Consider the following 12,306-nt stretch of genomic DNA (forward strand, 5'->3'; position numbering starts at 1 on the left):
ACGACGGGGCTAGGCCTGCTCTGGCTGCTCTGGCTTCTTCTGCCGGTCCAGCCAGGCCATGATGGCGGCCAGCCTGATCCGGCGGTGCGTGCCGCGGTATTCCACGGGGATCTCGCCGCGATCGGTCATGTTGCGCAGGTACGTGTGGGAAATCCCGGCGAGTTCGGCCGCCTGGGAGGTGGTGAGCATTTCCTCCACGCTGCTGACGGTCACCGCTTCGCCGCGGCCCAGCCGAGCGAGCAGGTCCACAACCGCGTCCCTCGCCTGGGGCGTCAGCCGGTGGACCGTGCCGTCCACGAACACGGTGATGTCGTTGCTGTCCTGGAGGGAACGCGCGAGGTTCAGGGCGTCGTCGGCGGGCAGGCCAGCCGTGACGCGTGGAGCTATCAGTGCCATGCCAGAAGCCTAACCCGCGCACTTCCGGGCGGCGGCGGTAAGCTCGCGGGATGAAGCTCAGTGATGGCGAGGACATTGAATCCGGCGGGCTAGCGGGCAGGCTGTACCGCTCCGTGGCGCCAGCAGGCGATGTGCAGCGACCGACGTATGTCCTTCTCCACGGCATCGGCGTTTCCCACCGCTACTTCGCTCGGCTGCACCGGGAGCTGTCCCTCGCAGCCGACGTCTACTCCTTTGACCTCCCAGGGTTTGGCGACGCGCCCAAGCCCCGGCGCCAGGTGCCGGTGGGTGAGTATGTGGCTTTTGTGCGGGCAGCGCTTGCCGCCGCCGGCGTGACGTCCTGCGTGGTGATCGGGCATTCCATGGGAACCCAGCATGCCGTTGAACTCGCCCTGCAGGAGCCGGAGCTCGTGGACGCCGTGGTGCTGATGGGTCCCGTGGTGGACCCCCGCCGCAGGTCGGTTGCGCGGCAGGCGCTGGCGTTGACCCGCGACGCCATGTTCAGCGAGAGCCCGTCGGCGAATGCCATCGTCTTCGCGGACTATTTCCGGGCCGGCCCACGCTGGTACCTCACCGAGCTGCCAGTGATGATGCAGTATCCCCTTGAGGCCAGGATCCGCGGAATCAGCCAGCCGCTGCTGGTGTTGCGGGGCAGCAGGGACCCGGTGGCCGGGCCCGACTGGTGCCGTCGGCTGGCTTCCCAGGCCCCCCAGGGCAGCATGACGGAAATCTCCGGCCATGGCCACGTTTTCCAGCACACTGCCCCGGGACCAGCGGCCGCCGCGATCACCAGCTGGGCCCCTATTCGGCGTCGAGGTCCGTTTCCAGGAGCTTGACCAGCGAATCCAGTGCCGCGTCGGCGCCGTCACCTTCAGCCCGGAGCACCACAACATCGCCCTTGGCGGCGCCCAGGGTCATCAGCGACAGGATGCTGGATGCGTCCAGTGCGTCGTCCTCCGGGTCGCCCTGCATGGCAATCGTGACCTCAACTCCCACGCCTCCGGCGGCTTCCGCAAACAGCGCGGCGGGGCGCGCGTGCAGGCCGGAGCGGCTGGCGATGGTGGCGATGCGTTCGGGCATTGTTCCTCCTGGTGGGTGCTTCTTTGTGGCTAGCGGCGGGCGGTGGGTCGAAGGCGGGCGGTTGGTACGAACCGGCCGGTCAGAGGCCGAGTTCCTCAAGGACGGGCAGTTTTTCCCGTACCCAGGCCTTGGCTTCGGTGGCGCTGGGCGCGGACAGCGCCAGCTTGGCCAGCTGCTGCGCCTCGGCCAGCGTAACGGTCTTCAGCACCGCGGCCACGGCGGCCAGGGACCGCGCGGTCATGGACAGCGTGTTGACGCCAAGCCCGGTAAGTACGACGGCGAGGGCCGGGTCAGCGGCCGCCTCACCGCAGACGCCCACGGGTTTGTTGTGGCCTTCCGCGCGGGAGCCTTCCACGGTCAATCCCACCAGGCGCAGCACGGCGGGCTGCCAGGGTGTGTTCAGTCCTGCCAGCGGGCCGAGTTGGCGGTCGGCCGCCATGGCGTACTGCGTGAGGTCGTTGGTACCCAGGCTCGCGAAACCCACCTCGCGCAGGATGGCCTCGGCGGTGAGTGCGGCGGAGGGGACTTCAACCATCACGCCGGGCGTATTGATGCCGGCGTCGGTGCACATAGAGGCGAAGCGGGCCGCCTCTTCCGCCGTCGAGATCATTGGGGCCATGACCCACACGTCCGCTTCGGACTGCTTCTCGGCCAGGGCGATGGCTTCCAGCTGGCGGTCCAGCACGCCCGGTGTGGTGAAGTCCGTGCGGTAGCCGCGGACGCCCAGGGCAGGGTTGGGCTCCGTGGAGTCGGTCAGGAACGGAAGCGGCTTGTCGGCGCCGGCGTCGAGCGTACGCAGAACCACTTTTTTGCCCGGGAAGGCATCAAACACGCTCTTGTACGCGGCTGCCTGCTCTTCCACGGAGGGTTCGGTATCGCGTTCCAGGAAGCAGAATTCGGTGCGGAAAAGGCCCACGCCCTGGGCGCCCAGCTTGGCGGCCGCCTCGGCGTCCTTGCCGCCGCCCACGTTGGCGAGGAGCGGCACCAGGTGGCCGTCCGCCGTCGTGCCCGTGCCACTGAACTCGGCCAGCAGGGAAGCTGTGGCCGCCCATGCATCCGCTGCGGCACGCAGCGAGCCATCGGGATCGGCGGTGATGCTGCCTGCGGCGCCGTCAACATAGACTTCCGTGCCGTCAGGGAGTTCGTCCACTCCGATAGCAGCCACGACGGCCGGCAGGCCAAGCGAACGCGCAATGATGGCGGTGTGGGACTGTGGGCCGCCGCCGGCTGTTACGAGTGCCAGGACCTTGTTCGGGTCCAGGGTTGCGGTGTCGGCCGGTGCCAGGTCCTCGGCAACCAGGATGAAGGGCGTGCTGGAGGTGGGGATGCCGGGCGCAGGGACGCCGCGGAGTTCCGCCACGATCCGGGCGCGGACGTCCAGGACGTCGGTGGCGCGTTCGGCCATGTAGCCGCCAAGGTTATGGAGCATCTCCGCGACGGAGGAACCGGATTCCCAGATGGCGCGCTCGCTCGAGAGACCGCGGGCAATGAGCTTGGCCGCGCCCTTGATCAGCATGGTGTCCTTGGCCATCAGCGCTGTGGCCTCCAGGACGGCCTTGCCATCTCCGGTGGCGTGCGCGGCCCGGGCCTTAAGTTCGTCGTGGACGGACTGAGAGGCTGCCTTGAGCCCGGCCGTGGCTTCTTCGGCGGACGTACCGCCGGCCAGCTGCTCACCTGCAGGGGGTTCGCTGATCGGTTTGGGCATCTGCCGGACGGTTCCGATGATGCGGCCGGGGCTGACGCCAACTCCTGGGAAGGTCTGCACTGAAGGTCCTCATTCTCTGCCGGTAGCCAGGCCCGCCTAGGTTATCCCGGCGCCATGCCGGGGCCGCCGCGACCACTATGTGCGAGGGCGGAAACGTGCCTGAAAAAATTGTATGTGATTCAGTTCATATAGCAATGCTATAGGTGATAGGGTAGCGGCTATGAGTTTGGATGGCCAGCTTCCCCCCAAAATGCGTCTGTTGCGTGCAGCGGCCGAATTGCTGGCAAAGTCCGCGGGAGCATCCGTCTCCACCCGCCAGATCACGCAGCTGGCAGGGGTTACGGCGCCCACGCTGTACCACCACTTCGGTGACAAGGAAGGTCTCTTCGACGCCGTCGTCGCCGCAGGTTTTGAAGAGTATGTTGCGGGCGAGAGGGACTTCGCCCCGTCCGGAAATCCGCTGGAAGATATCCGGCGGATGTGGGATAACCACGTCCAGTTCGGGCTCAAGCAGCCGGAACTGTACCTGGTGATGTTCGGCAATATCCGCCCGGAAAGCCGCCCCGCCATCGTTGCCGATGCCGAGGCGCTCATGGAGGAGATGCTGAACAAGGCAGCGGCAGCGGGCCAGCTGAACGTCCAGCCGCGCGAAGCAGCCAGGTCCATCCTGGCCGCCAACGTGGGTGTGACCCTGATGCTGATTGCGGAACCCGCCGCCGAACGGAACCTTGAACTGTCCACCATGACCCGGGACGCCATGATCTTTGCGGTGTCTGCGGCACAGGCCGAAGGGGCAGCCCCGGAAGACTCCGGCAAGTCCTCGGTGGTGGTGGCTGCGATTGCCCTGAATGCCGCACTTCAGGCTTCGCACTCAGACCAGCTTTCAAGCTCGGAACTCAAACTTTTCCTCGAATGGCTTCACCGAATCTCCACCAACACGTCGTCGTAAGTATCGGACCCATCCTGCGCTGCAGCAGGAATGACGGTTAGGAAAGCACATGGCAACAGAGACAGTTGCGAAACCCCGCACCAGCCTGCGGGTTCACGTCCAGAAGTTCGGGACGTTCCTGTCCGGCATGATCATGCCCAACATCGGCGCGTTCATCGCGTGGGGCCTCATCACGGCCCTCTTCATTGAGAAGGGCTGGATCCCGGTCCCTGCCTTGGGCGGCTTCGGCACCAACGCCGAGGGAGTGCCCAATGTGGGCCTCGTTGGCCCCATGATCACATACCTGCTGCCGCTGCTGATCGCCTACACCGGCGGCCGGATGGTCTACGACGTCCGAGGCGGCGTGGTGGGAGCCATCGGCACTATGGGCGTCATTGTGGGCGCCGGCATCCCGATGTTCATCGGCGCCATGATCATGGGCCCCCTCGGCGGCTGGACCATGAAGAAGATCGACCTCCTGTGGGAGGGCAAGATCCGCCCCGGCTTCGAGATGCTGGTCAACAACTTCTCGGCCGGTATCTGGGGCGCGCTGCTGGCGATGCTGGGCTTCTACGGCATCTCGCCGCTGGTCCAGGCCTTCAGCACGGCCGCCGGCAACGTGGTCCAGTTCCTGGTCAACAATGGCCTGCTGCCGCTCACCAGCATTTTCATCGAGCCCGCCAAGGTGCTGTTCCTGAACAACGCCATCAACCACGGCGTGCTGACCCCGCTGGGCATCCAGCAGTCGCTGGAGCAGGGCAAGTCCATCCTGTTCCTGCTTGAAGCCAACCCCGGCCCCGGCATGGGCATCCTGCTCGCGTACATGTTCTTCGGGAAGGGCCTGGCCAAGGGTTCGGCCTCCGGCGCAGCGATCATCCACTTCTTCGGCGGCATCCACGAAATCTACTTCCCGTACGTCCTGATGCGCCCGCTGCTGATCCTGGCCGCGATCGCCGGCGGCATGACGGGTATCGCCACCCTGGCCATCACCGGCTCCGGCCTCGTTGCGCCGGCGGCGCCTGGTTCAATCATCGCCGTGCTCGCCCAGACGTCCCGTGACAGCTACGTCGGGGTGATCCTCGCGGTGGTGCTCGCCACCTCGGTTTCGTTCCTGGTGGCCTCGGTGATCCTGAAAACCACCAAGCACAGCGACGAGGTGGACCTGAGCGATGCCACGTCCAAGATGGAAGCGATGAAGGGCAAAAAGAGCTCCGTCTCCTCGGTGCTGACCGGCGCCGGTGCAGGCGTGGGCACGGCTGTCCTGGCCGGCCCCATCAAGAACATCGTGTTCGCCTGCGACGCCGGCATGGGCTCCAGTGCCATGGGCGCCTCGGTGCTGCGGAACAAGATCAAGGCTGCCGGCTTCCCGGACGTCAAGGTCACCAATGCGGCGATCGCCAACCTCAGTGACACCTACGACGTGGTGATCACGCACCAGGACCTGACCGAACGCGCCAAGCCCGTCACGTCCAGCGCCGCGCACTTCTCGGTGGATAACTTCATGAACAGCCCGCGGTACGACGAGATTGTGGAACTGGTCAAGGAGCACAACACCGAAGGCGCAACGCCCGACGCCGGTGCTGCCGCCGCCGGTGCTGCCGGCACCGCAGCTGGCGCCGGCCACGGCGCGCACGTTGCCAGTGCCCCGGTGAATGCGGCACCCGCCGCTGGCAACGGTACGGCACCCACCGCCGTCGCGCCGTCGGACATCCTCGTGGCCGACAGCGTCATCCTCAACGGCACCGCCACCACCCGTGACGCGGCCATCGACGAAGCAGGCCAGCTTCTCCTGGCCCGCGGCGCCGTGGACGAGGGCTACCTCGCGGCCATGCACGAGCGCGAGGAATCCGTATCCACGTACATGGGCAGCTTCCTGGCCATCCCGCACGGCACCAACGCCGCAAAGGACCACATCCTGAAGTCCGCGGTGTCCGTGATCCGCTACCCGGACGGCATCGACTGGAACGGTAAGCAGGTCAAGTTTGTGGTGGGCGTGGCCGGCATCAACAACGAACACCTCCACATCCTGTCCTCCATCGCGAAGGTCTTCACCGACAAGGCCCAGGTGGCGCAGCTGGAAGCGGCCACGTCCGTTGAGGAAGTCCTGGAGCTGTTCGGAAAGGTGAACGCATAGTGAAGGCAGTACATTTCGGAGCCGGGAACATCGGCCGCGGCTTTGTGGGGCTGCTGCTGCACCAGGCCGGTTATGAGGTGGTCTTCGCGGATGTCGCGGACGCACTCATCGACCAGCTCGCGGCAGCAGACAGCTACAACGTCCACGAGGTGGGGGAGAACCCCATCGTCCGGACGGTGGACAACTTCCGCGCACTGAACTCCGGCACGCAGGAAGCGGCGCTGGTGCGGGAAATCGCGACGGCGGACATTGTCACCACAGCCGTGGGGCCGCACATCTTGAAGTTCGTGGCCCCCGCCATCACCAAGGGCATCGCGGCGCGGGCTGCCGGGCTGGCGCCGCTGCAGGTCATGGCCTGCGAGAACGCCATTAACGCCACGGACATCCTGCGGGCCGAAGTCGCCGCCCTTTGGGACGACGCCGCCGGCTCCCTGGACGACGCGGCGGTGTTTGCGAACACCGCCGTGGACCGGATTGTGCCCAACCAGGCGCCGGGCCAGGGCCTGGACGTCACGGTGGAGACGTTCTACGAGTGGGTCATCGACCGGACAGCGTTTGGCGATGCGGCCCCGGTCATCCCAGGCGCAACCTTCGTGGACGAGCTCTCGCCCTACATCGAGCGGAAGCTCTTCACCGTGAATACGGGGCACGCCTCCGCTGCGTACTTCGGCTTTGAGGCCGGGCTGGAAAAGATCTCCGAGGCCATGGCCGACCAGGACGTGGCGGAAGACGTCCGCGCGGTCCTCGAGGAAACCAAGCAGCTCCTTGTGGCCAAGCACGGCTTCAACAACGATGAGCAGGAGGCCTACGTCCAGAAGATCCTGGTCCGGTTCTCCAACCCACATCTGCCGGACACCGTGAACCGGGTGGGCCGCGCCCCGATGCGCAAGCTCAGCCGGCACGAACGGTTCATCGGCCCGGCTGCCGAACTGGCCGAACGCGGGATCGTGCCGGAGGCGCTCCTGGGTGCCATCGCCGCTGCCCTGCGCTTCACCGACCCCGCCGACGCCGAGGCCACCGAGCTCGCGCAGATCCTGGCGGCATCATCGGCGGCTGACGCCACGGCCAAGATCACCGGGCTGGCGCCGGAGCACCCGCTGTTCGCGGCGGTGTCCACGCTGGTGGAGGAACGCCAGGCGGAAGGGGCGAAGGCCCCGGCCTGACCCTCTCTCACTTCCTGCGGGTTTTCCCGGAACCCTCTCTCACTTCCTGCGGGTTTTTGGCCAACGCTCTCTCACCTGTGAACTGCATGGATGAGCGAGCGTTGGCGTTTTAAGGCACCGAAAGTGAGAGAGGGTCTCGGGGGGATAGGGTCGCAAGCCTTGTGGAATGCTGGGGAGATGACCACGAACCCCGGCGCCCTGACCGCCTTGCTGACTGCCGACGTCGACGGCGGGACCTTCCGCCTCAGGCACGCCGTGTCCGGGGACCTGCCTGCCATCGTGGCTCTGCTGGCCGACGATTCCCTGGGCGCCAGCCGCGAACTGGGCCACGGGATGGAGCCCTACGAGCGGGCCTTCGAAGCGATCGACGCCGACCCCTGCCACCTGCTCGTAGTGGGGGAGTACGACCCGATGGGGGCAGCCGACGGCCCCGTCGTGGCCACCTTCCAGCTGAGTTTCCTGCCCGGCATTTCGCGGCAGGGCTCCTGGCGCTCGCAGCTTGAGGCGGTCCGCGTGGCGGGCAGCCTTCGTGGCCAGGGCCTGGGAAACCTGATGGTGGGGTGGGCCATCGACGAGTCCCGGCGCCGCGGCTGCACGCTGATGCAGCTGACCACGCACAAGACCCGGACGGCCGCCCACCGGTTCTACGAACGCCTCGGCTTTGACGCCAGCCATGAGGGCATGAAGCTCACGCTCTGACCCCGGGACGCTATGCCTTCTTGGAACCCTTGGGCACAAACAGCGTCTCGGCCTGCTCCAGGGACATGCCGTTGGTCTCCGGCACCTTGAACATCACAAAGAAGAACGACGCAGCTGCGAACAGTGCGTACATGGCGTAGGTCAGGGGCAGGGAAGCGGCAGCCATCACGGGGAAGCTGAGCGTGATAGCGAAGTTGGCCACCCACTGCGCGGCCGCGGCCAGGCCCAGGGCGCGGGCCCGGATCCTGGACGGGAAGATCTCGCCGAGGAGCACCCAGACCAGCGGGCCCCAGGACGCGCCGAAGCTGACCACAAAGATGTTGGCCGCCACGAGGGCCACCGGACCCCAGGCGCCCGGCAGGGAGATCTCGGAGCCTGAACCGACCGCGGCGGAGAACGCCAGCGCCATGGTGCCCAGTGAGACTGCCATGCCGATGGACCCGGCCAGGAGAATGGGGCGGCGGCCGATCCGGTCCACCAGGGCGATGGCCACGAGTGTCACCAGGATGTTGGTGATGGAGGTTGCCACCGAGATGGTGAGCGAGTCCTTCTCCTGGAAACCGACGGCCTTCCACAGCGTGGTGGAGTAGTAGAAGATCACGTTGATGCCGACGAACTGCTGCAGGACGGAGAGGACGATGCCCACCCAGACCACTGCCTGCAGGCCGAAGGTCTTGCCGCGGAGCGAGCCTTTCTGGCCGGACAGCTTGTCCTCTTCGATGGCGTCCTGGATCTCGCGGATGTGCCGGTCGGTGTCCTCGGACGGCGCGATGGAGTCGAACACCTTGCGGGCCTCGTCTTCCTTGCCCTGGAACACCAGGAACCGCGGGGATTCCGGGAGGGTGTAAGCGATCCAGCCGTAAACCACGGCGGGAACCGCCGCGGCGAGGAACATCCAGCGCCAGGCCTCCAGGCCCAGCCAGAAGGCCTGGTCCGCCCCGCCGGCGGTGGTGGCGAAGAGCGCGTCGGACAGGAGTGCGGCGAAGATACCGGTGGTGATGGCCAGCTGCTGCAGCGACGCCAGCCGGCCACGGACCTGCCGCGGGGAAATCTCGGATATGTAGGCCGGTGCGATCACCGAGGCCAGGCCGATGCCCAGGCCGCCCACCAGGCGCCAGAAGATCAGGTCCCAGACGCCGAAGGCGAAGCCGGTTCCGATGGCGCTGACCAGGAACAGCAGCGCGCCGAGCTTCATGGCGGGGATGCGGCCGTAGCGGTCGGCGACTTTGCCGGCGAGGAACGCGCCTGCCGCGCAGCCCAGCAGGGCGATGGCCACGGCGAAGCCGGTGACGGCCTCGGAGAGCGCGAACTCGTCCTTGATGGCGTCCACTGCACCGTTCACCACGGAGGAGTCGAAGCCGAACAGGAATCCGCCCACCGCGCCTGCGAGTGCCAGCCAGATCACCCGCTGCGGGATCTTGGCGGTGGTCTGCTCCTTGGCGGTGGGCATGCTGCTCCCTGGGTTTGGGGGTCGGGTGGATGCGGTGCGGACGTCGTCGGCTGCGGTACCGGCTCACAGGCCGGCGCACACGCGCTAAACAGTGTGGCACGTCACCGCCCGCCGTTCCACTTGCGACTTGTACCCTCCGAAACAGAAAGACGACGACGGCGGGGTGTTCCGCCGTCGTCGTCCGCCACCTCCGTAAGGGGGTCCGGTGCGCCCGCGCGTCACGCAGGGCACGCTTTTGGGCCGGTCGGCACGGAAAAGCCCGGGATTCCGCGGAACGACAGCGGCAGGCAGTCCAAAAGACTGCCTGCCGTGACAGGTTGCCGCGCGAGTGCGGAGAATCTAGCGGCTTAGTGCGCCGCCACAGGCTCTTTGGCGACCTTCGGGTCCGTCAGCTTCTTGTTCGGCAGGGCGAAGCTGATCAGGAACGCGATCCCGGTGAGCACGGCGGCGGTGAGCATCACGGTGTCGATCGCGTAGGCGAAGCCCTCCGTGATGGGGCGGGTCAGCACGCTGTTGGCCGTATGGAGCCAGCTGGTGTCATTGAGCGATTCGTTCGATGCCCCATTCTGGAAGAACTCGTACAGCTTGGCGTTGGCGGGGTCCGCGGCCACGGCCGGGTCGCGCAGCACGGCCTGGTAGTCGGCGCTGGACATGGCTGACTTCATCGTGTCGGCGATCCGGCTCGCGGCGAGGCTGAACAGCATGGAGATGAACACGGCCGTGCCCACCGCGCCGCCCATGGACCGGAAGAACGCCGCGGAGGAGGTGCCCACACCCATGTCCTTCGGGGGCACGGAGACCTGCATGGCCAGCGTGAGCGGCTGCATGCAGAAACCCAGGCCCATGCCGAAGAACACGGCGATCACGCCGGGAACCCAGAGGCCCGTTTCCACGCCCAGGGACAGTCCCATAACCAGCGCGGCGGCGGTGAGGATGCCCGTTCCCACGATGGGGAATATCCGGTACGTGCCCGACGCCGAAATGGTGCGGCCCGCGGTGATGGAACCGGTCAGGATGCCGAGGGTGAAGGTGATCATCATCAGGCCGGCTTCGGTGGGCGTGAGCCCCTTGACCAGCTGCAGGTACATGGGCAGCATGGCGATGGCGCCGAACATGCCGATGCCGATGATGAAGTTCAGCAGCGAGGACAGGCCAAAAGTAGCGTTCCGGAAGAGCCGGAGCGGGATCAGGGCGTAGTCGCCGGCGCGTTTTTCAGCCAGCAGGAACCAGACGATGCCGATCGCGCCCAGGCCGTAGCAGAGGAAGGAGTTCAGCGACGTAAAGCCCCAGCTGCGGCCCTGTTCCGCCACCAGGAGGAGCGGGACGATGGCGAGCGTGATGGCGGCTGCGCCGAAGTAGTCGATCTTCTGCTTCACGTGCTTGGCCGGCAGGTGCAGGAACATAAACACCACGGCCAGGGCCGCCAGGCCGATGGGCAGGTTGATGAAGAACACCCAGCGCCAGCCGTCAAAGCCCAGGATGTTGGCCGAACCTGCGAACGCGCCGCCCACCACCGGGCCGAGCACGGAGGAGATGCCGAACACGGACATAAAGTAGCCCTGGTATTTGGAACGGTCCTTCAGGGACACGATGTCGCCGATGATGGTCAGCGCGAGGGCCAGCAGGCCACCGGCGCCCAGGCCTTGGACACCGCGGGCGATGGCCAGTTCCGTCATGGAGTGAACTGAGCCGGCGTACAGCGAGCCGGCCAGGAAGATGACGATGGCGGTCAGGTACAGCGGGCGGCGGCCGAAAATATCGCTCAGCTTGCCGTACAGCGGCGTGCTGACGGTGGAGGTGATGAGGTAGGCGGTGGTGGCCCACGCCTGGAGGGACAGCCCGTCGAGGTCGTTGGCGATGGTGTAAATGGATGTGGACACGATGGTCTGGTCCAGGGATGCCAGGAACATGCCCAGCATGAGCCCCACCATCACGGTGACGATCTGACGCTGCGTCAGGGTTTCGCCGGCGGCACGCACAGCGGTTGTTTTGGACATGGGCTACTCCAGGAAAGAAAAAGGGATCACGCTCGATAGTTGCTTTCAGTAACTATGTTAGTTCGCGTTTCATTCCCGCAGCCAGATCTTTCTTCCGGACGGGCAGCCCCCGCCCGGGCCCCCGGCCGGCCCCCACCGCAGCTGGCGGGCCCCGATCAGCGCTCCACGAGGATGCCGTCCGGATCGCACCAGACGGTGACGCCGGGACGGAAGGTCACGCCGTCGAGCACTACGTCCACGTCAACCTCACCGGCGCCGGCCTTGGCGCTCTTGCGCGGGTTGCTGCCTAGCGCCTTGACGCCCAGATCCAGTTGGGAGATCGCCTCGCGGTCGCGGATGGCGCCGTTAATTACGACGCCGGCCCAGCCGTTCGCCACGGCGCTCTCGGCGATCATGTCCCCCATCAGCGCAGTGGCCAGCGAGCCGCCGCCGTCCACCACCAGCACGGCGCCATTGCCGGGGGTGGCCAAAGTGGACTTGACCAGGCCGTTGTCCTGGAAGCAGCGGATGGTCCGCACCGGGCCGCTGAAGTGTGAACGGCCGCCCAGCGACTGGAACTGGAGTGATACTGACGCCAGATCCTCACCGCGCTCGTCGTAGAGGTCGGCGGTGTTGACGGGGCGGGTGGTGTTGCCTGCAGCAGATGCGGTCATTGGATCTCCAGGTGTTGTCGTGGCGGGCTCCGCGCTTTCCTTTGCCGCACAAGTTGGGCTCCGAATAACAAAGCGGGGCGATGCAGCCCACGATAGTCTGA

11 protein-coding genes are annotated in these 12,306 nt (G+C 66.5%); 5 read left to right on the forward strand and 6 right to left on the reverse strand.

Annotated features, from left to right (window positions below; all coding sequences use genetic code 11):
• Positions 1 to 9: 9 nt before the first annotated feature.
• Complete coding sequence (locus AU252_RS10975) at positions 10 to 396, reverse strand: helix-turn-helix domain-containing protein (RefSeq protein ID WP_058930741.1); 387 nt, start codon at positions 394 to 396, stop codon at positions 10 to 12.
• A 50-nt stretch (positions 397 to 446) separates the two neighbouring features.
• Here AU252_RS10975 and AU252_RS10980 point away from each other — a divergent pair, with 50 nt between their 5' ends.
• Positions 447 to 1,232: an alpha/beta fold hydrolase gene (locus AU252_RS10980; RefSeq protein WP_058930742.1), complete on the forward strand. Its 786-nt coding sequence runs from the start codon at positions 447 to 449 to the stop codon at positions 1,230 to 1,232.
• Here the strand turns inward: AU252_RS10980 and AU252_RS10985 are convergent.
• Both AU252_RS10985 and ptsP read right to left on the reverse strand, forming a co-directional pair.
• Entirely contained in the window at positions 1,198 to 1,476 is a 279-nt protein-coding gene (locus AU252_RS10985; protein ID WP_058930743.1) for an HPr family phosphocarrier protein, read from the reverse strand. The genes AU252_RS10980 and AU252_RS10985 overlap by 35 nt on opposite strands.
• Positions 1,477 to 1,555: 79 nt before the next feature.
• Complete coding sequence (gene ptsP, locus AU252_RS10990; RefSeq protein ID WP_058930744.1) at positions 1,556 to 3,241, reverse strand: phosphoenolpyruvate--protein phosphotransferase; 1,686 nt, start codon at positions 3,239 to 3,241, stop codon at positions 1,556 to 1,558.
• Positions 3,242 to 3,401: 160 nt separating this feature from the next.
• Here ptsP and AU252_RS10995 point away from each other — a divergent pair, with 160 nt between their 5' ends.
• From AU252_RS10995 to AU252_RS11010, 4 genes are all read left to right on the forward strand, one after another.
• Positions 3,402 to 4,130: a TetR/AcrR family transcriptional regulator gene (locus AU252_RS10995; RefSeq protein ID WP_058930745.1), complete on the forward strand. Its 729-nt coding sequence runs from the start codon at positions 3,402 to 3,404 to the stop codon at positions 4,128 to 4,130.
• 49 nt (positions 4,131 to 4,179) lie between these two features.
• Complete coding sequence (locus AU252_RS11000) at positions 4,180 to 6,243, forward strand: PTS mannitol transporter subunit IICBA (RefSeq protein ID WP_058930746.1); 2,064 nt, start codon at positions 4,180 to 4,182, stop codon at positions 6,241 to 6,243.
• Positions 6,243 to 7,406 (forward strand): mannitol-1-phosphate 5-dehydrogenase, encoded by a 1,164-nt coding sequence (locus AU252_RS11005; RefSeq protein WP_058930747.1) that lies wholly within the window; start codon positions 6,243 to 6,245, stop codon positions 7,404 to 7,406. The genes AU252_RS11000 and AU252_RS11005 overlap by 1 nt, the downstream gene beginning before the upstream one ends.
• A 177-nt stretch (positions 7,407 to 7,583) precedes the next feature.
• Positions 7,584 to 8,105: a GNAT family N-acetyltransferase gene (locus tag AU252_RS11010; protein ID WP_058930748.1), complete on the forward strand. Its 522-nt coding sequence runs from the start codon at positions 7,584 to 7,586 to the stop codon at positions 8,103 to 8,105.
• A 10-nt stretch (positions 8,106 to 8,115) separates the two neighbouring features.
• On the opposite strand, the gene AU252_RS11015 is transcribed toward AU252_RS11010, so the two are convergent.
• The 3 genes from AU252_RS11015 to rraA form a co-directional block, all read right to left on the reverse strand.
• Positions 8,116 to 9,555 carry a sugar porter family MFS transporter gene (locus AU252_RS11015; RefSeq protein ID WP_058930749.1) on the reverse strand — a complete coding sequence of 480 codons (1,440 nt, stop codon included), beginning with the start codon at positions 9,553 to 9,555 and terminating at the stop codon, positions 8,116 to 8,118.
• 347 nt (positions 9,556 to 9,902) lie between these two features.
• Positions 9,903 to 11,552, reverse strand: coding sequence for an MDR family MFS transporter (locus tag AU252_RS11020; RefSeq protein ID WP_058930750.1), 1,650 nt, complete (start codon positions 11,550 to 11,552; stop codon positions 9,903 to 9,905).
• 155 nt (positions 11,553 to 11,707) lie between these two features.
• Complete coding sequence (rraA, locus tag AU252_RS11025; RefSeq protein WP_058930751.1) at positions 11,708 to 12,205, reverse strand: ribonuclease E activity regulator RraA; 498 nt, start codon at positions 12,203 to 12,205, stop codon at positions 11,708 to 11,710.
• Positions 12,206 to 12,306: the final 101 nt, after the last annotated feature.

The organism is Pseudarthrobacter sulfonivorans (assembly GCF_001484605.1).
In the GTDB taxonomy this organism is placed as follows: domain Bacteria; phylum Actinomycetota; class Actinomycetes; order Actinomycetales; family Micrococcaceae; genus Arthrobacter; species Arthrobacter sulfonivorans_A.

What these genes read in the sequence shown, in the direction of transcription:
- AU252_RS10975 (WP_058930741.1), bottom strand. Translation starts at nt 396, where the DNA reads ATGGCACTGATAGCTCCACGCGTCACGGCTGGCCTGCCCGCCGACGAC.
- AU252_RS10980 (WP_058930742.1), top strand. Translation starts at nt 447, where the DNA reads ATGAAGCTCAGTGATGGCGAGGACATTGAATCCGGCGGGCTAGCGGGC.
- AU252_RS10985 (WP_058930743.1), bottom strand. Translation starts at nt 1,476, where the DNA reads ATGCCCGAACGCATCGCCACCATCGCCAGCCGCTCCGGCCTGCACGCG.
- AU252_RS10995 (WP_058930745.1), top strand. Translation starts at nt 3,402, where the DNA reads ATGAGTTTGGATGGCCAGCTTCCCCCCAAAATGCGTCTGTTGCGTGCA.
- AU252_RS11000 (WP_058930746.1), top strand. Translation starts at nt 4,180, where the DNA reads ATGGCAACAGAGACAGTTGCGAAACCCCGCACCAGCCTGCGGGTTCAC.
- AU252_RS11010 (WP_058930748.1), top strand. Translation starts at nt 7,584, where the DNA reads ATGACCACGAACCCCGGCGCCCTGACCGCCTTGCTGACTGCCGACGTC.
- AU252_RS11015 (WP_058930749.1), bottom strand. Translation starts at nt 9,555, where the DNA reads ATGCCCACCGCCAAGGAGCAGACCACCGCCAAGATCCCGCAGCGGGTG.
- AU252_RS11020 (WP_058930750.1), bottom strand. Translation starts at nt 11,552, where the DNA reads ATGTCCAAAACAACCGCTGTGCGTGCCGCCGGCGAAACCCTGACGCAG.
- rraA (WP_058930751.1), bottom strand. Translation starts at nt 12,205, where the DNA reads ATGACCGCATCTGCTGCAGGCAACACCACCCGCCCCGTCAACACCGCC.